Origin of the sequence: Qaidamihabitans albus, from assembly GCF_016464705.1 — a bacterium.
GTDB lineage: Bacteria > Actinomycetota > Actinomycetes > Mycobacteriales > Pseudonocardiaceae > Qaidamihabitans > Qaidamihabitans albus.
Window position 1 is genome coordinate 586,425 of record NZ_JAEHOB010000002.1, and the last position, 26,458, is coordinate 612,882.

27 protein-coding genes are annotated in these 26,458 nt (G+C 71.4%); 12 read left to right on the forward strand and 15 right to left on the reverse strand.

The window, feature by feature from the left end; genetic code table 11:
* The first annotated feature begins 9 nt into the window (after positions 1-9).
* The gene (locus tag JAP66_RS06005) at positions 10-849 is read left to right on the forward strand and encodes a YihY/virulence factor BrkB family protein (RefSeq protein ID WP_199430537.1); all 840 of its coding nucleotides are present in this window, start codon (positions 10-12) and stop codon (positions 847-849) included.
* 8 nt (positions 850-857) lie between these two features.
* On the opposite strand, the gene JAP66_RS06010 is transcribed toward JAP66_RS06005, so the two are convergent.
* Both JAP66_RS06010 and JAP66_RS06015 read right to left on the reverse strand, forming a co-directional pair.
* Positions 858-1,391: an SPW repeat protein gene (locus JAP66_RS06010; RefSeq protein ID WP_199430538.1), complete on the reverse strand. Its 534-nt coding sequence runs from the start codon at positions 1,389-1,391 to the stop codon at positions 858-860.
* A 23-nt stretch (positions 1,392-1,414) separates the two neighbouring features.
* Positions 1,415-1,771: a hypothetical protein gene (locus JAP66_RS06015; protein ID WP_307849451.1), complete on the reverse strand. Its 357-nt coding sequence runs from the start codon at positions 1,769-1,771 to the stop codon at positions 1,415-1,417.
* Between the two features lie 138 nt (positions 1,772-1,909).
* Between JAP66_RS06015 and JAP66_RS06020 the strand changes: the two genes are divergently transcribed.
* The 3 genes from JAP66_RS06020 (at position 1,910) to JAP66_RS06030 (ending at position 4,835) form a co-directional block, all read left to right on the forward strand.
* On the forward strand, positions 1,910-3,160 hold the full coding sequence (locus JAP66_RS06020) for a cation:proton antiporter (RefSeq protein ID WP_199430540.1): 1,251 nt from the start codon (positions 1,910-1,912) through the stop codon (positions 3,158-3,160).
* 9 nt (positions 3,161-3,169) lie between these two features.
* Complete coding sequence (locus tag JAP66_RS06025) at positions 3,170-4,195, forward strand: S1C family serine protease (RefSeq protein WP_199430541.1); 1,026 nt, start codon at positions 3,170-3,172, stop codon at positions 4,193-4,195.
* A 73-nt stretch (positions 4,196-4,268) separates the two neighbouring features.
* On the forward strand, positions 4,269-4,835 hold the full coding sequence (locus JAP66_RS06030; RefSeq protein WP_199430542.1) for a hemerythrin domain-containing protein: 567 nt from the start codon (positions 4,269-4,271) through the stop codon (positions 4,833-4,835).
* Positions 4,836-4,883: 48 nt separating this feature from the next.
* On the opposite strand, the gene JAP66_RS06035 is transcribed toward JAP66_RS06030, so the two are convergent.
* The 5 genes from JAP66_RS06035 to JAP66_RS06055 form a co-directional block, all read right to left on the reverse strand.
* Entirely contained in the window at positions 4,884-5,705 is an 822-nt protein-coding gene (locus JAP66_RS06035) for an SAM-dependent methyltransferase (protein ID WP_199430543.1), read from the reverse strand.
* A gap of 79 nt (positions 5,706-5,784) precedes the next feature.
* Entirely contained in the window at positions 5,785-6,612 is an 828-nt protein-coding gene (locus tag JAP66_RS06040) for a carbohydrate ABC transporter permease (protein WP_199430544.1), read from the reverse strand.
* The gene (locus JAP66_RS06045) at positions 6,609-7,547 is read right to left on the reverse strand and encodes a carbohydrate ABC transporter permease (RefSeq protein WP_235998765.1); all 939 of its coding nucleotides are present in this window, start codon (positions 7,545-7,547) and stop codon (positions 6,609-6,611) included. Before JAP66_RS06045 ends, JAP66_RS06040 begins: the two co-directional genes overlap by 4 nt.
* Positions 7,544-8,908, reverse strand: a complete 1,365-nt coding sequence (locus JAP66_RS06050) for an ABC transporter substrate-binding protein (protein ID WP_199430545.1) — start codon at positions 8,906-8,908, stop codon at positions 7,544-7,546. The genes JAP66_RS06045 and JAP66_RS06050 overlap by 4 nt, the downstream gene beginning before the upstream one ends.
* Positions 8,901-9,908, reverse strand: coding sequence for a zinc-dependent alcohol dehydrogenase family protein (locus tag JAP66_RS06055; RefSeq protein ID WP_199430546.1), 1,008 nt, complete (start codon positions 9,906-9,908; stop codon positions 8,901-8,903). Before JAP66_RS06055 ends, JAP66_RS06050 begins: the two co-directional genes overlap by 8 nt.
* Before the next feature lie 128 nt (positions 9,909-10,036).
* Between JAP66_RS06055 and JAP66_RS06060 the strand changes: the two genes are divergently transcribed.
* Complete coding sequence (locus tag JAP66_RS06060) at positions 10,037-11,041, forward strand: sugar-binding transcriptional regulator (protein WP_199430547.1); 1,005 nt, start codon at positions 10,037-10,039, stop codon at positions 11,039-11,041.
* A gap of 48 nt (positions 11,042-11,089) precedes the next feature.
* Here the strand turns inward: JAP66_RS06060 and JAP66_RS06065 are convergent, their stop codons facing one another.
* The gene (locus JAP66_RS06065) at positions 11,090-11,704 is read right to left on the reverse strand and encodes a YHS domain-containing protein (protein WP_199430548.1); all 615 of its coding nucleotides are present in this window, start codon (positions 11,702-11,704) and stop codon (positions 11,090-11,092) included.
* Positions 11,705-11,706: 2 nt separating this feature from the next.
* Positions 11,707-12,573: a class I SAM-dependent methyltransferase gene (locus JAP66_RS06070; RefSeq protein ID WP_199430549.1), complete on the reverse strand. Its 867-nt coding sequence runs from the start codon at positions 12,571-12,573 to the stop codon at positions 11,707-11,709.
* A 163-nt stretch (positions 12,574-12,736) separates the two neighbouring features.
* Here JAP66_RS06070 and JAP66_RS06075 point away from each other — a divergent pair, with 163 nt between their 5' ends.
* From JAP66_RS06075 to JAP66_RS06085, 3 genes are all read left to right on the forward strand, one after another.
* Positions 12,737-13,879: a sensor histidine kinase gene (locus tag JAP66_RS06075; protein WP_199430550.1), complete on the forward strand. Its 1,143-nt coding sequence runs from the start codon at positions 12,737-12,739 to the stop codon at positions 13,877-13,879.
* Complete coding sequence (locus JAP66_RS06080; RefSeq protein ID WP_199430551.1) at positions 13,876-14,547, forward strand: response regulator; 672 nt, start codon at positions 13,876-13,878, stop codon at positions 14,545-14,547. Before JAP66_RS06075 ends, JAP66_RS06080 begins: the two co-directional genes overlap by 4 nt.
* 195 nt (positions 14,548-14,742) lie before the next feature.
* Entirely contained in the window at positions 14,743-15,675 is a 933-nt protein-coding gene (locus tag JAP66_RS06085; RefSeq protein ID WP_199430552.1) for an RluA family pseudouridine synthase, read from the forward strand.
* Positions 15,676-15,717: 42 nt separating this feature from the next.
* Here the strand turns inward: JAP66_RS06085 and JAP66_RS06090 are convergent, their stop codons facing one another.
* The 3 genes from JAP66_RS06090 to JAP66_RS06100 all read right to left on the reverse strand — a co-directional run bounded on the left by JAP66_RS06090 (position 15,718) and on the right by JAP66_RS06100 (position 21,514).
* Positions 15,718-18,204 (reverse strand): DNA gyrase/topoisomerase IV subunit A, encoded by a 2,487-nt coding sequence (locus JAP66_RS06090; protein WP_199430553.1) that lies wholly within the window; start codon positions 18,202-18,204, stop codon positions 15,718-15,720.
* 16 nt (positions 18,205-18,220) lie between these two features.
* The gene (locus JAP66_RS06095; protein ID WP_307849452.1) at positions 18,221-20,278 is read right to left on the reverse strand and encodes a DNA gyrase/topoisomerase IV subunit B; all 2,058 of its coding nucleotides are present in this window, start codon (positions 20,276-20,278) and stop codon (positions 18,221-18,223) included.
* Between the two features lie 177 nt (positions 20,279-20,455).
* Positions 20,456-21,514 (reverse strand): DNA polymerase IV, encoded by a 1,059-nt coding sequence (locus JAP66_RS06100; protein WP_307849453.1) that lies wholly within the window; start codon positions 21,512-21,514, stop codon positions 20,456-20,458.
* 60 nt (positions 21,515-21,574) lie between these two features.
* Here JAP66_RS06100 and JAP66_RS32005 point away from each other — a divergent pair, with 60 nt between their 5' ends.
* The 3 genes from JAP66_RS32005 to JAP66_RS06110 all read left to right on the forward strand — a co-directional run bounded on the left by JAP66_RS32005 (position 21,575) and on the right by JAP66_RS06110 (position 23,292).
* Positions 21,575-21,808, forward strand: coding sequence for a hypothetical protein (locus JAP66_RS32005; protein ID WP_235998767.1), 234 nt, complete (start codon positions 21,575-21,577; stop codon positions 21,806-21,808).
* A 73-nt stretch (positions 21,809-21,881) separates the two neighbouring features.
* Positions 21,882-22,301 (forward strand): CBS domain-containing protein, encoded by a 420-nt coding sequence (locus JAP66_RS06105; protein ID WP_199430555.1) that lies wholly within the window; start codon positions 21,882-21,884, stop codon positions 22,299-22,301.
* Positions 22,302-22,347: 46 nt separating this feature from the next.
* Entirely contained in the window at positions 22,348-23,292 is a 945-nt protein-coding gene (locus JAP66_RS06110; RefSeq protein ID WP_199430556.1) for a ribonuclease Z, read from the forward strand.
* Here JAP66_RS06110 and JAP66_RS06115 read toward each other — a convergent pair.
* The 3 genes from JAP66_RS06115 to JAP66_RS06125 are packed head-to-tail and all read right to left on the reverse strand — an operon-like array spanning position 23,256 to position 25,568.
* Positions 23,256-23,780, reverse strand: coding sequence for a retropepsin-like aspartic protease (locus JAP66_RS06115; RefSeq protein WP_199430557.1), 525 nt, complete (start codon positions 23,778-23,780; stop codon positions 23,256-23,258). The genes JAP66_RS06110 and JAP66_RS06115 overlap by 37 nt on opposite strands.
* A 37-nt stretch (positions 23,781-23,817) precedes the next feature.
* A complete protein-coding gene (locus tag JAP66_RS06120; RefSeq protein WP_199430558.1) occupies positions 23,818-24,510 on the reverse strand; it encodes an HAD-IA family hydrolase in 693 nt (230 codons plus the stop codon).
* Positions 24,510-25,568: an alcohol dehydrogenase family protein gene (locus JAP66_RS06125; protein ID WP_199430559.1), complete on the reverse strand. Its 1,059-nt coding sequence runs from the start codon at positions 25,566-25,568 to the stop codon at positions 24,510-24,512. Before JAP66_RS06125 ends, JAP66_RS06120 begins: the two co-directional genes overlap by 1 nt.
* 113 nt (positions 25,569-25,681) lie before the next feature.
* Here JAP66_RS06125 and JAP66_RS06130 point away from each other — a divergent pair, with 113 nt between their 5' ends.
* Positions 25,682-26,437 carry an SGNH/GDSL hydrolase family protein gene (locus JAP66_RS06130; protein ID WP_199430560.1) on the forward strand — a complete coding sequence of 252 codons (756 nt, stop codon included), beginning with the start codon at positions 25,682-25,684 and terminating at the stop codon, positions 26,435-26,437.
* The last annotated feature ends 21 nt before the right edge of the window (positions 26,438-26,458 follow it).

Sequence of the window (26,458 nt, forward strand, 5' to 3'; positions counted from 1 at the left end):
AGGGTGCTGGTGGCGAAGGGGAACCGGCGATGGACGCGGGCCGCAAGCCGGATCGTGCGCGAGATCGGCAACGACCAGATACCGCTCGCCGCGGGCGGGATCGCGTTCTTCGCCCTGCTCGCGCTCGTGCCAGGTCTGATCGCGCTGCTCAGTATCTATGCGCTGATCACCGACCCGCAGAACGTGCGCGACCAGCTCGAGCCCCTGCTCGCGGCGGTGCCTCGCCCGGCGGGCGAGCTGATGCGCGACCAGCTCGAGTCGGTGACCGCGCTCGGCTCGGGCGGGCTGACCTTCGGTCTCGTCGCCAGCGTGGTCGTGGTGCTCACCAGCACGTCCACCGCGATGACGGCACTGATCACCGGCCTCACCCGCGCCTTCGACGAGACGGAGAGCCGCGGGTTCCTGCGGGTCCGTGCGCTCGCGCTGGTGCTGACCCTCGGCGGGATAGCGGTGGCCGCTGTCGCGCTCGGTGCGATCGCCGTGTTCCCGGCCGTGCTCGACGTGCTCAGGGTGCCCGGCGACACCCGGTGGATCGTCGGCTCGGCCCGCTGGCTCGGGCTGATCGTGCTGGTGGGCGGCGCGATCGCGGTGCTGTACCGCTACGGGCCGGACCGCGACCGGACCCGGCGCCGCTGGGTGAGCTGGGGCGTCCTCGCGGCGCTCGCGCTGTGGCTGGCCGGTTCCGGCGCGTTCACCCTGTACGTGGAGAACTTCTCCCGCTACGACGCGACCTACGGCGCTCTCGCCGGCCTGGTGGTGCTGATGCTGTGGCTGTACCTTTCGGCGCTCGCGGTGCTGGTCGGCGCCGAGATCGATGCCGAGCTACAGCAGTGGCAGCCCCGTTCGTGACCGTGCGGTCACGAGGGCTTGCGGCGCCACCACGCGGTCAGCGCCATCCCGACGAGCGTGAGGACGATGACCAGCCCGCCGGCGATCATGTCGTTCGTGGTGGCCGCCGCCGAGTCGGCCTCGGCGCGGAAACCCAGCGCGAACGGCGCCGCGATCAGCCACCCGCCGAGACCGATGGTGAGCCAGCCTGCCCACATCGTCGAGAACGGCGACACCGCGCGGAGACCGCCCAGCAGCGCGAGCGCGGCACCGACCACCACGTCGTTCCACATGGCGTCGAACCCGGCGGCTGTGCCCGGGTGGTCGAGCAGGAACAGGTCGACGAGCAGCCACACCCCGACCAGGAAGACGAACGCGCTCGGAAACCCGGCGAGGACATCCCGGAACGGCACGGACCTCTCGCCAGGGCGTTGGTAGCGGTCCGCGGGCACGGCCGACGGGTTGGTGTGCGGAGGGCGCATCCCCTTCCACGGGCCGTACTGCTCCTCCGGGACCATCGGTGGCGGCACCTGTCCGCGATGCCGGTAACGAGCCTTCGCCATGGTTCTCACTCCTTCCGGCGCGGTTACGCCGGTCGCGTGTCGGTCACCTCGACCGGGATCCCCTGCATGCAGGTCGTCGGCTGGTCCGGTACCGCCCGGCCCTGCACGACGACCTCGTCGCCGGGCTCCACCTGCTCATCGGCCCCCAGAAGCAGGTACTGCCGCTCCTCCGCCATGAGCACAAGGCAGTTCGGCTCGACGCCGCGCTGCACCACGCCTTCCAGGGTCACCTGTTCGCCCGGTTCCGGCGTCGGGGCCTTGGTGGTCGTCGTGGCCGGCGGGCCTGCGGGCGGCGGTGGCTGTGACGGGTCCGGTGACTCGCCACAGCCGGCCAGCACGAACAGCGCGACGGCGAACACGCCGGAAAGGACGGCACGCACGGCGGATCTCCTAAACATCACGAGGTACTGAGGTACTACGGTTCGGCGACGGCACACCAGGGGTATGCCCGGCCGGCGCGCCGCCGAATCATCGGCAGGCGCCGCATTACGGCCGTGTTCCCGCGGAAAGGAGACCCGATGGCGCTGGCCCTCGCGTTCGGGATCGTGCTGCTGATCAGCATCTCGCTGTCCGGTCTGGCGGCGCGGACGGTGCTGTCGACGGCCCTGCTGTTCCTGCTCGCCGGGGCACTGCTCGGCCAGGGTGGCGCCGGGCTCGTGGACATCTCGCTCGGCACGGTCAGCCGGCTGGCCGACATCGCCCTGTTCACCGTGCTGTTCACCGACGGGCAGCGGGTGAGCGTGCAGGCACTGCGCGAGGGCTGGCGGCTCTCCGGCCGGGCGCTCGGCCTCGGTATGCCGCTGATCCTGGTGGGCGTCGCCGTGCCCGCGCATTTCCTCGCCGGGCTCGACTGGCCGACCGCGTTGCTGCTCGGCGCGATCCTCGCCCCCACCGACCCCGTGTTCGCCTCGATCATCGTCGGGCGCGACGACATTCCGCTGCGGCTGCGCCGGTTGCTGAACGTGGAGTCCGGTCTCAACGACGGCCTCGCGCTGCCGTTCGTGCTGATCTTCATCGCGACCGCCGCCCACGAGAGCGCGCATCCGGGGCAGGTCGCGTTCGAGCTGGCGCTCGGCCTGGTGTTCGGGATCGCCGTACCGCTGCTCGTCACGTTCGCGTGGCGGCTGCGCGTGTTCACCGCGGAGCCACGGCTGCAGCCGCTCGGTCCGTTCGCGATCGCCGTGCTGCTCTACGCCGCCTGCCACCTCACCCACGCCAACCCCTACCTCGCCGCCTTCGTGGCGGGCTCGACCATCGCCACCGTCGACCGCACGGCCGCCAAACACTTCCATCCGTTCGGCGACCTGCTGTCGGAGGTCACCAAGTTCGCCGCGCTACTCGTCTTCGGCGCACTGATCACACCGGACCGCATCACCGACCTGAGCTGGGGCGCGTGGGCGGTCGCCGTGCTCGCCATCTTCCTCGTCCGGCCCGCGGCGATCCTGCTGTCCATGCTGCGTTCCCGCCTTTCGAAGCGGGAGCGGGCCGCGGCGGCCTGGTTCGGGCCGAAGGGCTTCGCGTCCGTGGTCTACGGCCTGCACGCCCTGCAGTCGGACATTCCAGGGGGTGAGCAGGTGTTCGACCTCGTCGCGATCACGATCGCGCTGTCGATCGTGCTGCACTCGTCCACAGACGTGCCGTTCGCGAAGCTGCTGCGGATCCGGCCGCCCGACAACCTTCCCGGTGGCGTGAACGAGGACGCCGAGCGCACGGAACAGATCGGCGATCCGGACGAAGAGGAGAGATTGGAGGGACCGCGCTCCGGGTAGCCGGGCCGCATGTCGCCGAATCGAGGGATCGCGGCCGTGGCGGCGGCCGCGCTGGTGCTGGTCAGCGGATGCACGAACGGCGGGCAGGACGGGCAGGGGCCGGGCACGCAGAGCCCGGCACCGACACCGGGAGGGTCGGCGGGCGGGACCGGCTACGCCGATCTGGTGGACCGGGTGGAGCCGAGCGTGGTCACCGTCCGCGCCGGTGACGGGGTCGGCAGCGGAGTCGTGTACAAGCCGGACGTCGTGATCACCAACCAGCATGTCGTGCAGGGCAGGGACCAGGTCCGGATCGTGTACGCGGACGGCACCGAGTCCGGAGGTACGGTCGTCGCCGCCGACCAGGTGACGGACATCGCGGTGGTACGGACCGAGCGCGGCAACCTGCCCGTTCCCGAGTACCGCGAGCAGCTGCCGCGACAGGGCGACCGCGCGATCGCGATCGGCAGCCCGCTCGGCTTCCAGAACTCGGTGACGTCCGGCATCATTTCCGGGCTGCACCGCGAGATCCCGGGTTCGGCGTCGCGCACCCAGTCGCTGGTCGATCTCATCCAGACCGACGCCTCGATCTCACCGGGCAACTCCGGCGGCGCGCTGCTCGACGCGCAGGGCCGCGTGATCGGGATCAACGAGGCGTACATCCCGCCGAGCACGGGCGCCGTCTCGCTCGGCTTCGCGATCCCTGCGGCGACCGCTGTCGACACCGCCGACGAGCTGCTCCAGGACGGCACGGCCACCCACCCGTACCTCGGGGTCTCGCTGGGCAGGCTGACACCCGCGATCCGCGAGCAGTTCGACGTCCAGGTCGAGCAGGGCGCCCTCGTGCTCGGCGTCGAGCAGGGCGGCCCGGCCGCCGAGGCGGGCCTGCAGCAGGGCGACGTGATCGTCGGCCTCGGCGATTCGCAGGTCGGCAGCGTCGAGGACGTGCTGGCGGCGCTGCGCCAGGCCGAGCCGGACGACAAGCTGCAGCTCGAGTACTCCCGGAACGGGCAGCGGCAGCAGACGACCGTCACCGTCGGTACGAGGCCGGGCTGAGCCGCCGTTTCGGCGCGGAGGGCCTGGGTAACCACCGCGTGCGCACCGAACGCACCCACCACGAGGAGATCCCATGACAACGGCTCCGCAACAGGACCTGATCAGCGTGATCGTCAACGACCACCGCGAGGTGGAGCAGGTGTTCACCGAGCTGGAGAGCGGCGCCAACCGCGATCCGCAGCACCGCAGGGACCTCGTCGATCACGTCATCGCCGAGCTCGTGCGGCACAGTGTCGCCGAGGAGCAGTACATGTACCCCGCGGCCCGCAAGAACCTGGCGAACGGCAACGAGATCGCCGACCACGAGATCGAGGAGCACTCCGAGGCCGAGCAGGTGATGAAGCAGCTCGAGGACCTCGACCCGAAGGACCCGAAGTTCGACCAGCTCCTCGGGCAGCTGATGGACTCGATCCGGCACCACGTCGAGGACGAGGAGAACGACCTGCTGCCGAAGCTGCAGAACTCCATGTCCGAGGAGGAGCTGCGTGATCTCGGCGAGAAGGTCCTGAAGGCCAAGGAGAAGGCGCCGACCCGCCCGCATCCGGGCGCACCGGACAAGCCGCCGGCCAACCGGATCCTCGACCCGGGCGCAGGGCTGATCGACCAGATACGCGACCGCCTGAGCGGCAGGCAGACGTGACCGCGCCTCGTGAGTGCGGAGACGAGTTGGCCTCCGCACTCACGAGCCTCAGGGCTTGCGCGCCACGCCGCCGGTCATGAAGCGGGCCGCGACGGTGGTGGCGTCGGTGACGATCTCGTCCGGCCGCCACAGCGGGAGCGGGACGATGCCGGGGCTGAGCAGCTCCAGCCCGTCGAAGAACCTGGCCAGTTCGGCCGGTGTGCGCACCCGGCCGGTGCCCAGCTGGGAGAGCAGGACCCGCTCCAGCTCGTCGCTCTCGGGCGCGTCACTCAATCGGGTGAAGTTCGTGATGAAGAAGTACGATCCGGACGGCACCGCCTCGCGCAACGTGTCGACGACGCCCTGCGGGTCCTCCTCGTCGAGCAGGTGATGCAGGATGCCGCACAGCATCACGCACACCGGCTTGCCGAAGTCGATGAAGTCCCGGACGTCCGGATGCTCCAGCACCTCGGCCGGCTTGCGGATGTCGGCAGTGATCACCCGCGTGTTCACGTTGTCGGCCAGCAGCGCGCGGCCGTGCACGAGCACGATCGGGTCGACGTCGACGTAGGCGACCCGCGCGTCCGGGTTGACGCCCTGGGCGACCTCGTGCGTGTTCTCCACCGTGGGCAGGCCGGAGCCCAGGTCGAGGAACTGGGTGATGCCCTCCTCGGCGGCGAGGTGGCGCACCACGCGGTGCAGGATCGCGCGGTTGTGCAGCGCGATCTCCTTGAGCTCCGGCATGACGGCGAGGCTCGCGTTCGCCACCTCGCGGTCGATCGCGTAGTTGTCCTTGCCGTCGAGCATCACGTCGTAGACCCGCGCCGCCGTGGGCACGCCGTTGTCGAGCACCACGATCTCGGAGTTCTGCTCCGTGCTATCAGCGGACATCGGTGGATCAGTCTCCTCACCATCGCCGGGGACGCCCGTCATCGTAGCGGCTCCGACACCCCGCGTCACCGGGGTCGGCTCACTTCACGGCGCCCATCGAAAGGCCCCGGACGAGATGGTTCTGCGCGATCCAGCCGACGATCATCACCGGCAGTGACGCGAGCAGCGCGGCGGCGGAGAGCTGCGCCCAGTACAGGCCCTCACTGGTGATGAAACCGGACAGATATACCGGAACCGTCCCGGCGCGGGCCGCCGTCAGGTTCACCGCGTAGAAGAACTCCGTCCAGGAGAAGATGACGCAGATCAGCGCGGTCGCCGCGATCCCGGGCGCGACGACCGGCAGCACCACGCGGTACAGCAGCGTCGGCAGCGGCGCCCCGTCCACCCTGGCCGCCTCGATCATCTCCTTCGGCACCTCGAGGAAGAACGAGCGCATCATCCAGATCGCCAGCGGGATGTTCATGCCGGTGTAGAGGATGACCAGCGCCCACACGTTGTCCAGCAGGCCGATGTTCTGCGAGATCACGTACAGCGGGATGATCGCAGCGACGATCGGCAGCATCTTGGTGGACAGGAAGAAGCCGAGCACGTTGCCGGTGCCCTTCACCGGCGCCAGCGAGAGCGCGTAGGCCGCGGGGATGCCGAGCAGCAGCACCGCGAGCGTCGAGGCGAGCGTGACGAACGCCGAGTTCGCCAGGTAGGGCAGGAAGCCCCGCTCCAGCACGCCCGCGAACTGTTCGAACGTCGGCGCGAAGAACAGCCGCGGCGGATCGGTGTAGGCGTCGGCCTCCTGCTTGAACGCCGTCAGCACCATCCACAGCAGCGGGAAGATGAACAGGACCGCGATGAGCCAGGTGAACGCCGTCAGCGCGGAGCGGCCGAGCCTGCTGGTGCCGATCGTGGTCATTTGACGCCACCTCGCACATCGAAGGTCCGGAAGATCAGGCGCAGCGCGAAGGTCGCGACGATCAGTGTCAGCAGCACGACGATCACGCCCATCGCCGAGGACTGTCCGATGTCGAAGCCCTGGAACGCACGCTGGTAGATGTAGTAGGGCAGGTTGGTGCTCGCGGTGCCGGGACCGCCCTGGGTCATCAGGTAGATCGCGTCGAACGAGTTCACGATGTAGATCGCGCCGAGCAGCACCGCCAGCTGCAGGTAGCGGGTCAGCTGCGGCAGCGTGATGGAGCCGAACGTCCGCCACCGGCCGGCCCCGTCCACCTGGGCGGCCTCGAGGACCTCTTTGGACTGTCCCTGCAGCCCGGCCAGGATCAGCAGCGTCATGAACGGCGTCCACTGCCAGATGATCTGCGTCATCACCGAGGCCAGCGGGAACTCCGAGAGCCAGTCGGTGCTGCCGCCGAGGACGAAGTTCAGCAGCCCGTAGGTCGGGTCGAACATCGTCGTCTTCCAGAGCAGCGCCCCGGCCGCGGGCAGGATCAGGAACGGCGTGATGATGAGGGTGCGCACCACGCCGCGGCCGAGGAACTTGCGGTCCAGCAGCAGCGCGAGGCCGAGGCCGAGCAGCATGGCGACCAGCACGCAGACCACCGTGAGCACGACCGTGTTGAGCATCGCGCCACGGAACTGGGCGTCGGCGAACACGTCGACGTAGTTCTGCAGGCCGACGAAGTGCCGCGAACCGGGCCGCACCAGGTTCCAGGACTGGAACGAGTAGAAGACCGTGAGCAGGAACGGAACCTGCGTCACCGCGATCGTGAACAGCAGCGCGGGCAGCAGCGGCGCCCTGCGCTTCCAGCCTGCGCCCTTCGGTGCCGGGCGCCGCGGCGGGGGCGGTACGGGTGCCTGGCGCTCCGGAACGGGCTGCACTGTGGTCGTCATCGGGTCTCCCGGTAGGCCTCGCCGACGGTCTCCGCGTACTCCTGCGACTGCCGCAGTGCCTCGTCGACCGAGATCTGCCCCGCGATCGCCGCGGAGAGTTGCTGGCTCACCCGGGTGCCGAGGTCCTGGAACTCGGGGATGCCGACGAACTGGATGCCCGGGTAGGGCACCGGCTCCGTCATCGTGCTTTCCTGGTTCGCCGCCCGGATGCCGTCGAGGGTCGGCTGGGCGTAGGCCTCCGCCGCCTGGCGGTACTCGGGGATCTCGTAGGTCGACTGGCGGCAGCCCGGCGGCACGCGGTTCCAGCCGAACTCCTCACCGACCGTCCGCACGAAGTTCTTGTCGGTCATCCAGCGCATGAAGTCCCACGCCGCCTGCTTGTGCTCGGTGACCGCGGGCATCGCGAGCGACCAGGTGTAGAGCCAGCCGCTGCTCGCCGTATCGCGCACCGGCGCGGGCGCGTAGCCGGACTTGCCGACGACCTTGCTGCTGGCAGGGTCCTCGTTGGTGCCTGCCATGACCGTCGCGTCGTACCACATGGCGGCCTGGCCCTGCGCGTAGCGCGTGCCGCACTCGGAGAAGCCGGCGCTGGAGGCACCCACCTCGCCGTGCTCGCGTACCAGGTTCACGTAGAACTCGGCAGCGGCGCGGAACTCCGGCGACGTGAGCCGGGCGTTCCAGTCCTGGTCGAACCAGCGGCCGCCGAAGGTGTTCACCACGGTGGTGAACGGCGCGAGGCTCTCGCCCCAGCCGGGCTTGCCGCGCAGGCAGATCCCGGCCATGCCGGCGGCGTCGTCGTCCAGCTTCGCCGCGAACTCCGCGACCTGCTGCCACGTCGGCCGCTCCGGCATCGTCAGCCCGGCCTGCTCGAACAGGTCCTTGCGGTAGGCCAGGAAGGAAGACTCGCCGTAGAAGGGCACGGCATACATCGAGCCCTCGTGCGACAGCGACTCGCGGATGCTCGGGATGAAGTCGTCGCCGTCGTAGCCCGGGCTGGAGTCGATATAGGGCTGGAGGTTCTCCAGCCACCCGTTCGCGGCCCACTGCGGCGTCTCGTAGTTGCTGATCATCACCACGTCGAACTCGCCGCCCTCGGTGGCGGTCGAGGCGGTGATCTTCGCGCGCGCCTGGTTCTCCGGCAGCGACACGAACTTGAGCCGGACGCCGGGATGCTCCCGCTCGAAGCGGCCGGAGAGTTCGATGGCGTCGTTCATCTGCGGGTTGGCCACGATCGCGACGACCAGTGTCCGGTCGCCCGCGCCGAGGGCTCCGGCGCCGGCGCACCCGGTGAGCGCGAGCACGGCCGCCAGCAGGACCAGCGGCAACCGGCGACGCTGCCGGCGGCCAGGGACTCTAAACATCGTCGGTGCCTCCCGGGACGACCTGGACCTTGAGACCGGCGCCGCTGCGCATGAGCGCGAGCGCGTCCGGATACCGCTCCAGCGGCAGCGTGTCGGTCAACAGCGCGGCGGTGTCGACGGCGCCCGCGGCGACGAGGTCGAGTGCCGCACCGAAGCTGTTCAGCACGGCCATCGAGCCGACCACGGTGATCTCGTCGTTGTAGATGCGGAACGGGGAGAGGGCCACCCGCGCCTCCTCCGGTGCGACGCCGAAGACGAGCAGCCGCCCGCCGCGGCGCAGCGCGTCGAACGCGGCCTCGATCGCGGGCACGGCGCCGGTGCAGTCGGCGGCGGCGTCGAACCGCTCGTCGTCGAGCTCCGCGGCGTCGCCCGCCACGGCGTGCGCGCCGAGCTCCTTCGCCCTGGCGAGCCGGGCCGTGTTGCGGTCAACCACCGTGACCGCCGCGCCCGCGCGCTGCAGCAGCTGCTGCATGATCAGGCCCATCGTGCCCGCGCCCATGACCAGGAACCGTTCGCCCGCCTCGACACCGACCCGGCGCACGCCGTGCACCGCGCAGGAGACCGGCTCCACGAGCGCGCCCTGCTGCCAGCTGAGCTCGCCGGGCATCCGGTAGCAGTTGGCCGCGGGGACGGCCACGTACTCGGCGAAGGCACCGTCGACCGTGTCCCCGGTCGCGCCCCAGTTGGCGCACAGGTTGCCGTGCCCGGAGCGGCAGGGCGTGCAGTAACCGCAGAAAAGCGAGGGGTCGACGGCGACGCGGTCGCCGACCCGCAGACCGCCCGGCACGTCCGCGCCGAGCTCGACGACCTCGCCCGCGAACTCGTGCCCGGGCACGATCGGGTAGGGCGTCGGCGGGAAGTGCCCGTCGGCGATGTGCAGGTCGGTACCGCAGATCCCACAGGCGCCCACCTTCAGCACCACCTGCCGGTCGCCCGGCTTCGGATCCGGCACGTCACCGACCCGGACGGAGCCCGGTTGGTCGACGATCGCGGCGCGCATACCATCCCACCTCTCGCGCTCATATGAGCACTTCGCAAGTCATTCGCCTCGACGCATGTTCGAGCATTGAAGAACTTATGCTGGTGTTGCGTCAACCTTTCCCCTAGATTTCGCGTTATAGTGCTCATATGAGCACATCGCGGCAGCGTTCTCAGCGGTCTCAGCGCTTCGGACTCACCGAGTCGGTACAGGCGGCGGCGATCGCGCGGCGGTTCTACCTCCAGGGCGTGGCCAAGCTGGAGATCGCCGAGGAGTTCGGGATCAGCCGGTTCAAGGTGGCCCGAATACTGGATTCTGCCAGGGAGAGCGGCCTGGTCCGGGTGGAGTTCGACATGCCGGCGCAGCTCGACCCGGTGCTGTGCGACGAGGTGGGCTCGGCCTACGGGTTGCGCCAGGCACTGGTGCTCGAACGAGCGCCTGGGAAGGAAAGTCGGACCGAGATGCGCAGGCGGATCGGCGCGCTGGCGGCCCGGCTGCTCTCCGAGACGGCGACCGCGGACGACGTGATCGGCCTGTCCTGGGCGCGTTCGGTGAACGTGATGACCGAGCAGATCGAGTCGCTGCCCCGGTGCCCGATCGTGCAGCTGTGCGGGGTTCAGGCGGGGATCGACATGCACGACCGGTCGGTGGACACGGTGAGCAGGCTGGCCGGCGTGTCCGGCGGCGCCGCCTATCCGATCTTCGCGCCGCTGGTGCTGCCCGACCGGCGCACCACCGAGATCCTGCGGCGCCAGCCCGGCATCGCCGAGACGTTCGGGCAGTTCCGCAATCTCACCAAGGCGGTCGTCAGCATCGGCGCCTGGCAGGAAGGCGAGTCGACGGTGTACGACTCGCTCGGCCAGGCAGAGCGCGACGCCATCAGCAAGCGCGGGGCGAAGGCCGAGGTGGCGGCCCGGCTGTTCGACGCGGACGGAAACGTCCTCTCCACCGGGCTCGCACACCACGTGCTGGCGATCGGCGCCGCGGAACTGCATCGCGTGCCGGAGGTCGTCGCGCTCGGCTACAGCCCGCCGAAGGCGGAGGCGGTCGACGCGGTGCTGCGCTCGGGGATGGTCTCCACGCTCATCACCGATGCGGGCACCGCCAGGCTCGTTCTCGACCTCGCCGCCCGCCGCCCGCCACTGCGCTCGTGAGTGCGCACGCGAGTTCTAACTCGGGTACGCACTCACGAGGTCATTCACTCACGAGTGTTCCTCGGCGAACACCTCATAGCAGCCCATGCTGCAGAACGCGTACGTCGTGCCGTCGTGCTCCGCGGTCGTGGCGGCATGGTCGTACGGCACCGTCATGCCGCACACCGGGTCGAGCCCCGTGCCGGGCGGTAAACCCTCGGCGGAGCGCGGCGCCTCCCGGTGCGACCTGGTGACCAGCTTGACGAGGTCGGTCGAGCTCAGCGGCCCGCCCATCGCGCCCATTCCGTCCTCCGGCACGCCGAGGACGTGGATCCACGCCAGCGGCTCGTCGTAGAGCCGCTGCGGGGCGTCGTCGACGTCGGCGAGCACCTTGATGAACGCCTTGACCAGATACGGGCTCATGTCCGTGCGCCAGCTCTCCGGCACGTGCGCCCGCACCACGTAGCGTGGGGCCTCGCCCGCCTCCACCGCCCGGCCGCCCGCGTACCAGCCCGCCAGGTCGGGAAACACGACGTGGCAGAGCGACCGCCCGGCCTCGATCACCTCGGCGGGCGCGTCGCTCTCACCGGCCTGCATCACGTCGGTGACCAACCGCTCGCCGATCACGCGGCGCCGCTGCTCGTCGAGCGCGCCACCGGGGCAGAACACCTCGATGAACATCATGGTCAGCTCCTCTCCTCGCGTTCTCCGGACCGGGTCGCCGTGACCACCCAGGCGGCGCCGGTCAGCCACACCCCGTCCGCGGTCTCGTACGGCCGCAGGCCCTCCTCGATCTCCGCGCGGACCCGGTCCGCAACGGACTCACCGGCGTCCCGGAGGAAGTGCCGGATGGGCCCTTGGTGTGCCAGGAACCCCGCGGCATCGGCGGCGTCGCCGCCGTAGTACAGGGCGACCTCGTCCGCCGGTTCCGATCGCACGTCCGCCAAGCCCGCCGCGGTGAGCACCTCGCGGGTCCGTGCCGGGTCGCCGAACAGCGCCGGTCCCGGCTTCCCCGGCTCCGCCCAGCCTCGCGGCAGCAGCTCCCCCAGCGCGGAGGCGTACAGCCGGAACAGCACGGTCTCGCGCGGGTCGCCGAGGCAGACGAACGCCAGCCGCCCGCCCGGGCACAGGGCCTGCCGGATGTTGGCGAACGCGGACACCGGGTCGGCGAAGAACATCACGCCGAACCGGCTGATCGCCACGTCGAACGCGTCAGGGGCGAAGGGGTGGACCTGCGCGTCGCCGCGCTCGAACGTCACGTTGGCGAGGCCCTCGGCCGCGGCCGTGGCCCGCGCCCGCTCCAGCATCGGCTCCGACAGGTCGAGGCCGGTCGCCGAGCCGAGCACGGCGAGGCGGGCCGCGAGCCGGGTCGTCTGGCCGTTGCCGCAGCCGACGTCGAGCACGTGGTCCCGTTCGCCGATCCGGGCCGCGGCCAGCAGCCGCTCGTTGTACCCGCCGTTCACCGCGTCCCAGCGGTCCTGGTGGTCGGCCCAGTACCTGCCCTCGTAACCGTTCCAGGCCGCATCCTGCTCGGTGTTCACGATCGATGCCATGGCTCGATCATCGCCCCGCACGGCACGCCGCACGTCGCACGGGCGGAGGAACTCGACGCTGCGCCCCCGGTAGCAGCGACGGCCCCGGCTACTTCCCGGGGAGTACGCCGATCCGCTCTCACCGGAGAACGTGCGCACCACCCGCACGCTCTAGGGTTCGCTCATGCGGACCGAACGGGGGTGGCACGCCGAAGCGCGGGACGCGGCGCTCGCCGTGGGGGTAGCCGCGCTGGCGGTGGCCGACGCGCTGCTCGGCGCCTCCCGCGTCACCGCGCTCGACTACGTTCTGCTGCTCGCCGGCACGCTGGTGCTGGTCGTGCGGCGGCGCGCACCGCGCACGGTGCTGCTGGTCAGCGTGGTGCTGATCTTCGCCTACACCGCGCGGGTCGAACCGGGTCCGATCGCGACGGTGCCCGTGCTGGTCGCGATCTACACCGTCGTCAGCGCCGGGCACCGGGCACTGGCGGCCGCGGTGGTGGTGCCGCTGATGGTGTTCGCGGTGATGGACAACCTCGGGCAGGCCCGAGAAGGGCCTGCCGCGCAGGCGATCCAGGACGCGATCCTGCCGGTCGGCTGGTTCGTCGCCGTCTCGGTGCTCGGCGAGGTGACCCGGCACCGCCGCGCCTACCTGCGGCAGGCCGAGGAGCGGGCGGCCGAGGCCGAGCGCACGCGCGAGGAGGTGGCGCTGCGCCGGGCCGGGGACGAGCGGCTGCGCATCGCGCGGGAACTGCACGACTCGCTCACCCACAGCATCTCGATCATCAAGGTGCAGGCCGGGGTGGCCGTGCACCTGGCCCGCAAGCGCGGCGAGGAGGTGCCGGAGGCGTTGCTCGCCGTGCAGGAGGCGGCCGGGGAAGCCGGCCGGGAGCTGCGGGCGACGCTGGAGGTGCTGCGCGAGCCCGGCGGCGACGCGCCGGCCGGCGGGCTGGACCAGCTGCCCGAGCTGCTGCGGCGGGCGTCCGCGGCCGGTGTGCCCGCGACGTTGACCGTCGACGGTGAGCCGCGCGAGCTGTCCCCGGAGACCGGCAAGGCCGTGTACCGCATCGTGCAGGAGGCGCTCACCAACGTCGCCCGGCACGCGGGCCCCGCATCGGCGTCCGTGTGCGTCCACTACGGCAGGGACGAGCTCCTGGTGCGCGTCGCCGACGACGGGGCGGCCACGCCGGACACGCCGCCGGTGCCGGGCGTCGGGCTCATCGGCATGCGGGAGCGGGTCACCGCGCTCGGCGGGCGGCTGCACGCCGGTCCCCGGCCGGAGGGCGGGTTCACGATCGAGGCCGGGATCCCGCTGGCGGACCCCGCATGATCCGCGTACTGCTCGTCGACGACCAGCCGCTCATCCGGGCCGGGTTCCGCGCGTTGCTCGAGTCGGAGGACGACATCGAGGTCGTCGGCGAGGCCGCCGACGGCGCGCGCGGGGTCGAGCTCGCCGCCGAGCACGTACCCGACGTGGCGCTGGTGGACGTACAGATGCCGGTGCTGGACGGGATCGAGGCGACCCGGCGGATCGCCACCGACCCGCGGCTGGCGGGGGTGCACGTGGTGATCCTGACGAACTACGGCGTCGACGAGTACGTGTTCAACGCCCTGCGCGCCGGTGCGGGCGGGTTTCTGGTGAAGGACATGGACCCCGGCGACCTGATCGCCGCCGTCCGCGTCGCGGCACGCGGCGACGCGCTCCTCTCGCCGGGCATCACCCGCAAGCTGATCAGCGAGTTCGTCTCACGGCCACCGGACGGGCTGTCCGCCGCGGGGATGGACGTGCTGACCCGGCGCGAGCGCGAGGTGGTGGCGCTCGTCGCGCGCGGCCTGTCCAACGACGAGATCGCCGGGTACATGGTGATCAGCCCTACGACGGCGAAGACGCACGTGAGCAGGGCGATGGTGAAGCTGCGTGCGCGTGACCGTGCCCAGCTCGTGGTCTTCGCCTACGAGTCCGGTTTGGTCGCTCCAAGGCACCCCGGAACCGGTTGACGCTCGTGAGTGCGCACGCGAGTTCTAACTCGGGTACGCACTCACGAGGCATGCGCCCGGCTACAGTGGTCACGCATGAGACGCCCCGCCTCGCCACTGCCACCGCGCAACGGCCTCGACGCCGCGCGCGTGCGGCTACCGGCCGGGGGGCCGTGGGCGACCGTCCGGNCATGCGCCCGGCTACAGTGGTCACGCATGAGACGCCCCGCCTCGCCACTGCCACCGCGCAACGGCCTCGACGCCGCGCGCGTGCGGCTACCGGCCGGGGGGCCGTGGGCGACCGTCCGGGACCACCTGGTCGACCGGCTGCCGCGGCTGCCGCCGCAGCGCATCGACGCGATGCTGCGCGAGCAACGGATCGTGGGCCTCGACGGGCCGATCGGCATCGACACCCCGTTCGTGCCGAACACGTTCATCTGGTTCCACCGCGACCTGCCGGACGAGGTCCCGGTGCCGTACGACATCGGCATCGTCCACCGCGACGACGACCTGGTCGTGGTGGACAAACCGCACTTCATGGCGACGATCCCGCGCGGCAGGCACGTCCTGGAAACGGCTCTGGTCCGGCTGCGCCGCGATCTGGAGCTGCCCGAGCTGAGCCCGGCGCACCGGCTCGACCGCGTCACCGCCGGGCTGCTCATGTTCGTCACCAGACCCGAGCTGCGTGGCCCGTACCAGTCGCTGTTCCGCGACCGCGCGGTGTGCAAGGAGTACGAGGCGATCGCGCCGTACGATCCCGGGCTGCCACTGCCGCGCACGGTGCGCAGCCGCATCGTCAAGGAGCGCGGCATCATCACCGCGCAGGAGGTGCCCGGCGAGCCGAACAGCGAGACCTACGTCGAGCTGCTCGAACACGCCGGCGGGCTCGGCCGGTACCTGCTGGTGCCCGCGACCGGCCGCACCCATCAGCTCCGGCTGCACCTGAGCAAGCTCGGCATCCCGATCCTCGGCGACACCTTCTACCCGGTGCTCACCGAAACCGCACTCGACGACTTCCGCAGGCCGCTGCAACTGCTCGCGCGGACACTGGAGTTCACCGACCCGCTCAGCGGCGAGCCTCGCCGCTTCGAGAGCCGGGCGAGCCTCGCGGCGTGGTCGGCGTACGAGGACTGGGCTGCAGGCTCGTGAGTGGCTGCACGAGTTCTAACTCGTGCAGCCACTCACGAGGGCTCAGCCGCGCTCGATCATGTGCCCGACGACGTCCGGGCCGGGGTGTGCCGCGCCGGAGCCGTCCCGGCGCGGGTCGGGTTCGGGCAGCTCCACGGCGTCGCCGTTCTTCGCCGACCCGGCGGGCCGCGGCCCGATCCACGCCACCACCAGCTCGTTCTCGCCCTTGAGGAACCGGTGCGCCCGGACTCCGGCCGTGGCGCGGCCCTTCGCGGGGTACTCCGCGAAAGGGGTCATCTTCACGCTCGACCCGGTCGCGGTGACGACCATCGGCTCGCCGTGCTCGGCGTCGTCGGTGCGGATCGCCCCGAAGAACACCACGTGCGCATCCGCCGAAAGGTTCATCCCGGCCATCCCGCCGCCCTTGAGGCCCTGCGGCCGCACCAGCGACGCGTCGAACCGCAACAGCGCCGCCTGCGACGACACGAACGCGAAGGTCTCCGCACCGCCGGTGAGCCAGCTCGCGGCGACCACCTCGTCGCCGTCCTTGAGGCTGATCACGTCGAACTCGTCCGCCCGCACCGGCCACTCCGGAGCGCAGACCTTCACGACCCCGCGCCGCGTGCCCAGCGCCAGCCCCGGTGAGCCGGCGGCCTGCTCGCCGAGCGGCGCTATACCGACCACCCGCTCGCCCTTGGCCAGCGGCACCAGCTCCCGCGCGGGCATCCCGCCGCGCAGCGACACCGTCCCCGCCTGCTCGGGCAGTACCGGCAGCGGCAGCACGTCGGTCTTGACCGCCCGCCCCGCGCTGGTGACCAGCAGCACCTGCCCGCGGGCGGTCGAGTGCACGACGGCGGCCACCGCGTCGTGCCTGACCCGGCCACTGCGCCTGCGCGTCTCGGTGACCTCCTCCGACTCGGCGGCCGTCCTGGCGACCAGCCCGGTCGCGGACAGGATCACCTGGCACGGGTCGTCGGCGATCTCCAGCGGGCCGGCGGGCTTCGACGCCGCGAGCACCTCCTTCAGGTCGCCGTCGACCAGCGCCGTGCGCCGCTCGGTGGGGAAGTCCTTGGCGATCTGGCCCAGTTCCTTCGACACCAGCTTCTTGAGCACGGTGTCGTCGTCGAGGATCGTCGACAGCTCGGCGATCTCCTCGCGCAGCCGTTCCTGCTCGGCCTCGAGCTCGATCTTGTCGTACTTGGTGAGCCGCCGCAGGGGCGTGTCGAGGATGTAGGTCGCCTGGATCTCGGACAGCTTGAACTGCTTCATCAGGCCGTCCTTCGCGGCCTGGGCGTTGTCGCTGCCCCGGATCAGCCTGATCACCTTGTCGATGTCGAGCAGCGCCTTGAGCAGGCCCTCGACCAGGTGCAGGCGCTCCTCCCGCTTGCGCCGCCGGTAGCGCGTGCGCCGGGTGACGACCTCGTAGCGGTGCGCGAGGAAGACCTCGAGCAGCTCCTTGAGGCCCAGCGTGCGCGGCTTGCCGTCGACGAGCACCAGGTTGTTGATGCCGAAGGACTGCTCCAGCGGCGTGAGCCGGTAGAGGTCGGCCAGCAGCGCCTGCGGGTTCACCCCGACCTTGCACTCGATCACCAGCCGGGTGCCGTTCTCCCGGTCGGTCAGGTCCTTCACGTCAGCGATGCCGGTGAGCCGCTTGGACTTGTTGACCTCGTCGGTGATCTTCTCGATGACCTTCTCCGGGCCCACGCCGTAGGGCAGTTCGGTGACGGTGATCGCCTGCCTGCCCCGGCTGCCCTCGAGCGGACCGGTCTGCACCTGCGCGCGCATCCGGACCACGCCGCGGCCGGTCTCGTAGGCCCGCCGCACCTCGTCGAGACCGAGCAGCATGCCGCCGGTCGGCAGGTCGGGGCCGGGCACGAACTCCATGAGCTTGTCCAGCGACGCGCCGGGATGGGTGATCAGCCAGCGCGCCGCGGCGATCACCTCGCCCAGGTTGTGCGGGATCATGTTGGTCGCCATGCCGACGGCGATCCCGGAAGTGCCATTGACCAGCAGGTTCGGGAATGCCGCAGGCAGTACCGTCGGCTCCTCCAGCGAGCCGTCGTAGTTGGGCCGGAAGTCGACGGTCTCCTCACCGAGCTCGCCGACGAGCAGCATCGCCTCGGGCGACATCCGCGCCTCGGTGTACCGGCTCGCGGCCGGGCCGTCGTCCGGCGAGCCGAAGTTGCCGTGCCCGTCGACGAGCGGCACGTTCATCGAGAAGTCCTGCGCCAGCCGCACCATCGCGTCGTAGATCGCGGTGTCACCGTGCGGGTGGTAGCGGCCCATCACGTCGCCGACGACGCGCGAGGACTTCACGTAGGCGTGCGTCGGCCGGTACCCGTTCTGGTTCATCGAGTACAGGATCCGGCGGTGCACGGGCTTGAGGCCGTCCCGCGCGTCGGGCAACGCGCGCGAGTGGATCACCGAGTAGGCGTACTCCAGGTAGGAGTCCTCCATCTCGGTCTTCACCGGGTTCTCGAAGACCTGCGCGCCCGGCTGGTCGAACGCGGAAGGGTCGACCCGGGTGACTGTGCTCTTGCGGCGTGCCATGGGTTTGCGTTACTCCCTAGATGTCGATCGCGGCCTGGTCCACCCGCGCGGCCGACTCGATCAGCCAGTTGCGCCGCGGTTCGACCTTCTCCCCCATCAACAGCTCGAGTGCGGCCTCGGCCGCCTCGGCGTCGTCGAAGTTGATGCGGCGGACCGACCGGGTCGCCGGGTTCATCGTGGTCTCCCACAGCTCGTCGGCGTCCATCTCACCGAGCCCCTTGAACCGGGGCACCGGCTTGTCGACGCTCTTGCCCGCGCTCTCGAGCTCGGCGACCACCGCCTCCATCTCCCGCTCGGTGAACGTGTAGCGGGTCTCCGAGTTGCGGCCCTTGGTGAGGACCTTGTGCAGCGGCGGCATCGCCGCGAACAGGCGCCCCTCCTCGATGACCGGGCGCATGTACTTCGCGAAAAGCGTGATGAGCAGGGTGCGGATGTGCGATCCGTCGACGTCCGCGTCGGCCATCAGGATCACCCGGCCGTAGCGCATGGCGGACATGTCGAACGTCCGGCCGGTACCGGCGCCGAGCACCTGCACTATCGAGGCGATCTCGGCGTTCTTCAGGGTGTCGCCGAGGCCGGCCTTCTGCACGTTGAGGATCTTGCCGCGCAGCGGCAGCAGCGCCTGGTACTCCGAGACCCGCGCCATCCGGGCGGAGCCCAGCGCGCTGTCGCCCTCCACCAGGAACAGCTCGCTGCGGGAGACGCCGGTGGTGCGGCAGTCCACCAGCTTCGGCGGCATGGCCGCACCCTCCAGCGCGGTCTTGCGCCTGGCTGCGTCCTTCTGCTGCTTCTGGGCGAGGCGGACGCGGGAGGCGTCGACCACCTTCTGCAGCACCGTCTTCGCCTCGGACTTGGTCCTGCGGTGCTCGGTCCAGGACTTCAGCTCCTTCTCCACGATGCCCTGGACGACCTTGGTGATCCCGGCGGTGGAGAGCTCGTCCTTGGTCTGCGAGGTGAACTGCGGTTCGGGGATCCGCACGTGGATCACCGCGGTCATGCCTTCGAGGACGTCGTCCAGCGTCGGCGGGTCCTCTTTGGCCTTGAGCAGGCCGCGGGTCTTGGAGATGGCCTCCTGCAGGGCCTTCACGACCGCCCGGTCGAAACCCTTGCGATGGGTGCCGCCGTGCACGTTGCGGATCGTGTTCGTGAAGCTCTCGACGGTTCGCTCGTACCCGGTGCCCCAGCGGAGCGCGACCTCGACCTCCGCATGGCGCTCCACATTGGACTGCATGACGCCGTTCTCGTCGGCGGCGTTCTCCTTGTAGGTGCCCTCGCCCTTGAGGAGCAGTGTGCCGCAGACCGCCCTGTCCCCGGCGGGGGCCAGGAAGTCGACCATGTCGACGAGACCGTTCGGGTAGTGGAAGGTCTCCTCGTTGATCGTCCCCTCGATGGCGGTGCGCAGTACGTAGGTGACGCCGGGCACGAGGAACGCGGTGTGCCGCAGCTTCGCCCGCACGTCGTCGGCGTCGAGCGCGGCCCCGGTCTCGAAGTAGCGGGCGTCGTGCCAGTAGCGGATCGACGTGCCGGTGGACTCGCCGCGCTTCATCTTCCGGACGACCCGCAGGCCGGACTGCCGGGTGAACTTCGCCTTGGGGCCCGGCCCGTCGAACACGCCCGGCACGCCGCGGGCGAAGGACATCTCGTGCACCTTGCCGTCCCGCTTGACCGTGACATCGAAGCGGTGCGACAGCGCGTTGACGGCGGAGGCGCCGACGCCGTGCAGGCCGCCGGACGCCTTGTACCCGGAACCGCCGAACTTGCCGCCCGCGTGCAGCCTGGTGAGCACCAGCTCGACGCCGGAGAGGCCGGACTTGGCGTGCTTGCCGGTGGGGATGCCGCGGCCGTCGTCGTCCACCTGGACGCTGCCGTCCGCGTGCAGGGTCACCACGACCTTCGTGGCGTGCCCGGCGACCCCCTCGTCCGTCGAGTTGTCGACCACCTCGGTGAAGAGGTGGTTGATGCCGCGGCTGTCGGTAGACCCGATGTACATACCGGGCCGTTTCCGAACCGCTTCCAGACCCTCCAGATGCGTCAGGTCGTCAGCCCCGTAGAAGGTCTCAGCAGAAGCAGTCACAGGGTCGTTCTCCCAGAGTGTGGCGTACACGGGTGCTCGGCCTGCCGTGGTCGGCGGCGACTCACCGTACTGCAGGGTATCGGGCCCGCTCGACATTCCCGCCGTGAGAACCGCCAACCCGGCGGCCCATACTAGCGCAGCACTCGAACTCAAGTTCGAACGCCGCGCGGGCCGGACTCAGGTTTCCGCGGGTGGCTCGAACTCGGCGCGCACGCCGAGCAGCCGCACCGGCCGGGTCAGCTCGAACCGGTCCAGCACGGCGAGGGCGGCCCGTTCCAGGGTGCCCGGGTCGCCGGTCGGCGCGTCGAGGGTGGTGCTGCGGGTCTGCGTGACGAACGGCGCGAACCGCACCTTCACCGCCACCCGCAGCGCGGGCCGCCCCTCGTCGGCCACGTCCCGCGCCACCCGCCCGGCCAGCAGGGCCACCTGCGCCTCGATCTCCGCCCGGTCCTCCAGGTTCCGCTGGAAGGTCGTCTCGCGGCTGCGTGAGCGTGGCACGTACGGGGTCGCCACGACCTCCGTGCTGCCGCCGCCGAGCGCGAGGATCCGGTACCACGGCCCCAGGTTCGGCCCGAACCTGGCGGCGAGCTCGGCCGGATCGGCCCTGGCCAGCGCCGCGACCGTGGAAAGGCCCGCCTCGGCCAGCTTCCGCGCCGTCTTTCGGCCGATGCCCCACAGCGCGTCGGTGGGCAGCCCGGCCATGACCGCCACCCAGTTCTCCCTGGTGAGCCGGTAGATCCCGGCCGGCTTGGCGAAGCCGGTGGCGAGCTTGGCGCGCAGCTTGTTGTCCCCGATCCCGACCGAGCAGGACAGCCCGGTCTCGGCCGCCACGGTCCGCCGCACGCGCGCCGCGAGCGCCTCCGGATCGGCGGTGCGGGCACCGAGGAACGCCTCGTCCCAGCCAAGCACCTCGACGATCACCGGCAGCTCGCGCAGCGCCGCCATGACCCGCTGCGACACCTCCTCGTAGGCGCTCGCGTCGGTGGGCAGGAACACCGCCTCCGGGCAGCGTTTGGCAGCCGTGCGCAGCGGCATTCCGGAGTGGATGCCGAACTCCCTCGCCTCGTAGGACGCCGTGGCCACGACCGCGCGCTCGGCGGGGTCGCCGGAGCCGCCGACCACGACCGGGCGGCCGCGCAGCTCCGGATGCCGCGCGATCTCGACCGCCGCGATGAACTGGTCCAGGTCGACGTGCAGGATCCAGTTCCCGGTAGTGCCGGTAGCCGCCGCGTCCACGGGATCAGTATGTGCCGGCGGCGGGGTTCGGCGCGCGGATCGCGCGGGTATCCGGAGCCGATGAACCAGAACGAGCAGGACCAGCAGCACGACCAGCAGGAGTACCTGGATCGCGTCGCCGAGCGGGAGGCGAACCGGAGCGCGCCGGTCGAGAACGACGCGGGCGTCATCGACGAGCCGGAGGCGCAACCGGGCCGGGCCGCCGTGTCGCGGCGGACCACGGAGGCCGACCCCACCGGCAACCTGAACCCGACCGACCTCCCGCCGGAGGGCAAGGACACCGCGGAGGGTTGAGCCCCGCGTGGCACCGGGTACGCGAAGACCACGGAAGAGACCACGAAGCAGGGAAGTGAGGAGGTGCACGGCCATGGCACAGCTCGTCCGCGAGCTCATGACGGCCGATCCGGAGGTGCTGCCCCGCGACGCACCGGTCCGGCAGGCGGCGCAGCGGATGCGTGACCGGGGCATCGGCGACGTGCTCGTGGTGGACGACGGCCGGTTGTGCGGCGTCGTCACCGACCGCGACATCGTGGTGCGGGCGCTCGCCGAGCGCGACGACCTCTCCGGCACCGAGCTGCGCGAGGTGTGCAGCGAGCAGCTCATCACGGCCTCGCCCAACGAGGAGGCCGGCAACGCGATCGCGCGGATGCGCGAGCACGCGATCCGGCGGGTCGCGGTCGTCGACGAGGGCCGGCCAGTCGGGGTGTTCTCCATCGGCGACGCGGCGATCGAGCGGGACCCCCGCTCCGCGCTGAGCGACATCAGCGCCGCGCCCGCCAACACGTGATCCGGCCGCCGCGGGCCGGCGCGGGGAGGCCATAGGGTCGACATCCGTGTCGGCCCGCGAGCTGGTCGTGCTGGGCACCGCGAGCCAGGTGCCCGGCCGCGACCGCAACCACAACGGATACCTCCTGCGCTGGGACACCGAGGGGCTGCTGTTCGACCCCGGTGAGGGCACCCAGCGGCAGCTCCTGCTGGCCGGTGTGCCCGCCGCCGCGATCACCCGGATCTGCCTGACCCACTTCCACGGCGACCACTGCCTCGGTGTGCCCGGGATCGTGCAGCGGCTCTCGCTGGACGGCGTGCCGCACCCGGTCACGGCGCACTACCCGGCCTCGGGCGCGCGGTTCTTCGCGCGGCTGCGGAACGCCAGCGTGTTCCACGAGGTGGCCGAGCTCGTCGAGGAGCCGGTTGAGCGGGACGGCCCGATCGCCACCGGCGCGTTCGGCGAGCTGGTGGCGCTGCGCCTGGACCATCCGGTCGAGTCTTTCGGCTACCGGCTGGCCGAGCCGGACGGCCGCCGGATGTTGCCGGAGCAGCTGGCCCGGCGCGGCGTGACAGGACCGGACATCGGGCGGCTGCAGCGCAGCGGGTCGATCCGCGTCGGCGGGCGCACCGTCAGGCTGGAGCAGGTCAGCGAGCCACGCCGTGGGCAGCGGTTCGCGTTCGTCATGGACACCCGGCTGTGCGCCGCCGTCTACCGGTTGGCCGACGGCGCCGACCTGCTGGTGACCGAGTCGACGTTCCTGTCGGCGGACGCCGGGCTCGCCGAACGGTACGGGCATCTCACGGCGGCGCAGGCGGGCCAGGTCGCGGCGGAGTGCGACGTCCGGAAGCTGGTGCTGACGCACTTCTCCCAGCGCTATCGCGATCCGGCGGCCTTTCACACCGAAGCCGCGCGGGAGTTCGGCGGGGAGATCGTGGTGGCCGCCGACCTGGACCGGATCGCCGTGCCGAAGCGTCATTCCGGCGGCAGCCGCAGCTCCCCGTCGTCGTAGTCGACCACCACGTAGTCGAACCGGCTCAGCAGGTCGGAGCCGAGCAGTCCTTGCAGACCCTGACCCCGCTCGGGGCCGGGCAGCTCGGTGACCGCGATCTCGGCCGAGCCGAGCGGGACGTCGCCGGCCTGCCATCGCTGCACCGCGGCGATCGGCACGCGGTCCTCACCGACCAGCCCGGTGATGCGCTGCCGTTCACCAGTCCTTCGGAGGCCGACCTCGTCGGCTACCTGTGTATCCACGAGGCTGCGGGAGGCGCCGGTGTCGAGCGCGAACCGGTACGGGCCCTGGCCGTCGATGGTGACCGGCACGAAGGCGAGGGTCGCCTGCCCCTCCTCCGCGACCCGCAGCGGCACAGTCCGCAGATCAGGCGAGTCGGGCGGCTCCGCGGGTGCGCCGAACGGATCACCACCCTCGCCCCGGCAGCCGCTCACCAGACTCAGCGTGAGCAGCGCGGTGAACACCCCGGCCGTCGTCGGCGTCCGCATGGCCGTGGCGTACCCGGCACGCGGCGGCCGAAACCGGTCACACCCCCGCGGCGCCGGCAAGCTCGTCGAGCGAACCGAAGTGCAGGTCGGGGGTGGTGATCGCGCCGGAGGCGGGGGTCGCACCGGACCCGGCCCTTCCGCGGCGGCGCTCGATCCAGCAGACCCGGTAGCCGAGGCGCTTGGCGACGCCGATGTCGTGGTACTGGCTCTGCGCCACGTGCACGTGGTCGGCGAGGAGGTAACCGTACGCGCTCTGCCTACCGAGGCAGTAGGCGAACACCCGTGGATCGGGTTTGCTGACCCCGGCGGCCTCGGCGGTGACGGCGTCGTGGAATGGCTCACCGAGCGTGGCCGACATCTCCGCCGTGGCCCGGTCGTCGGCGTTGGTGAGGGCCACGAGCCGGAACCGGCCGCGCAGGCGCCGCAGCGCGTCGGCGGCGTCGGGGAACGCCGGCCAGCGCGGGATCGACGCGCGTAGCTCCGCGCCACGACCGGGCGGCAGGCCGAGCTCGGCCGCCATCCGTTCGTACACCGGCTCCAGCATCCGGGTGAACGGCAGTTCCGGCGTGCGCCGTTGCTGCTCCCCCTCGGCGCGCCCGAAGGCGTCGAGGACGGTCTCGTCGTCGGCCGTGCCGGCGAGCGGCCGGAGGCAGTCGAGGATGCCGGTCTCGAAGTCGATCAACGTGCCGACCACGTCGAAGGTCAGCACCCGGTGGTCCGCGAGCCGCATCAGCGCCGGCCCTCCTCTCCCGGTGTCACGACGAGCTTGCCGAAGAAGTTCTTGCGCGTGAAGTCCTCCTGCGCGCGGCCCAGCTCGCGCAGCGGGTACGTGCCGGCCAGCAATGGGGTGAGCTCGCCGGCCCGTACGTGCGTGAGCAACTGCCGGAAGTCCTCGTGTGTGCCGAAGGAGGAGCCGATGAGCTGCGTCTGTCGCAGGTAGACGGTGCGCAGGTCGGCCTCCACCAGCGGCCCTGCGATCGCTCCGGCGACCACGTAGCGGCCCAGCGGGCCGAGCATCCGCAGCAGCGCGGGGAACGACGGCCCGGCGACGACGTCGGCGACCACGTCGACAGGCGTTCCGGCGAGCACCGCCCCGACCTCGGCGGCGAGGTCGGCGGCGTCGCGGTCCACGGTGGCCGTGGCACCGAGCCGCTCGGCCCGCTCCCGCTTGCCCGCACCGGCGACGGCGACGACCTGCGCGCCGCGGGCGACGGCCAGCTGGATCAGCGCAGAGCCGACGCCGCCGGAGGCGCCCGTGACCACCACCGTCTCGCCGGAGCGGACGGCCGCGCGGTTGAGCATCCGCATCGCCGTGGTGTAGGCGGTCGGGAAGGTGGCGAGCTCGGCGTCGGAGAGCGTGCTGTCCACCGCGTGCGCGTTGGCCGCGGGCACGGTGACCAGCTCGGCGAAGCCGCCGTCGCGCTCGCTGCCCAGGTAGTCGGTGGACACGAGCTCACGCTCACCGCCGGTGTAGAGCATCGGGTCGACGAGCACACGCTCCCCCACGCGGGTGGCCGGTACACCTTCGCCGACCCGGTCGATCCGGCCCGCCACGTCGGCGCCCTGGATCCGGGGGAACCGCAGCGGTTCGCGCCGCCACCCCGCCTGCGCGCCGGGGTCGTCCGGTGAGCCGTACGCACCCTGCCTGGTCCAGATGTCGGTGTTGTTCAGGGCGGCGGCGCCCACCCGTACCCGGACCTCGCCGGCCGCGGGCTCCGGCTCGGGCACGTCGTCCCGGTACTCCAGTTTCTCCGGGCCGCCGAATCCGGTGAGCACTACAGCGCGCATCTCTGGCACCTCCTGGGTCTTCGTTCGTATCCGCGTCAGGTATACCGACCGGTATGGTTACCTCAGTACAACTTGCCCGGCCCGGACCTGTCAACTCGGGTAGAGTCGGCCGCATGTCCGTGGTGACCCGTCAGTTCGTCGCGACCGCAGCGACGGTGCTGCTGGCGCCCGCGCTGATCGCTCAGGGCCTGCTGATCCGCGGGAGGACGCCACGGCTGCCGGGGGCGGGCGGTCCCGCCTCGGGGCTCGTGCCCGGCATCGGCCAGCCGCTGCGGCTACTGGTGCTCGGCGAGTCCACCGTGGCCGGGATCGGCGCGGCCGATCACGGTGCGGCGCTCACCGGGCAGCTCGCCCACACACTCGCGAGGGAGACCGGCCGGAGTATGCGCTGGCGGGCGACCGGCCGGTCCGGCTCGGACGTCCGCACCGTGCACCGCGAGCTGCTGGCGGCCGCCTGCGCCGAGCCGGCCGACCTGGTGGTGCTGGCGCTCGGGGTGAACGACACGATCGGGCTGCGCCCGGCCGCCGGTTTCCGGCTCGACGTCCTGCGGCTGGTGGCCGGGCTGCGCCGGCGGCTGGGGCCGGTGCCGGTGCTGCTGGCCGGCGTGCCGCCGCTGGGCCGCTTCCCGGCGCTGCCCCAGCCGCTGCGGCTCGTGCTCGGCCTGCGCGCGCGGGCGCTCGACGCGGCGCTGGCGCAGCTGGCGGCGCTGCCGCGCACGGTGCACGTGCCGATGAGCCGGGGCGCGCTCGACGCGGGCTCGTTCGCCGGGGACGGCTTCCATCCCGGCCCGGAGGGCTACGCGTTCTGGGGCGCGCAACTGGGCACCGAGGCCCTGCGCAGCGGCCTCGTGAGTGCGCACGCGAGTTAGCCCCACCGTCTCGCCCGACCA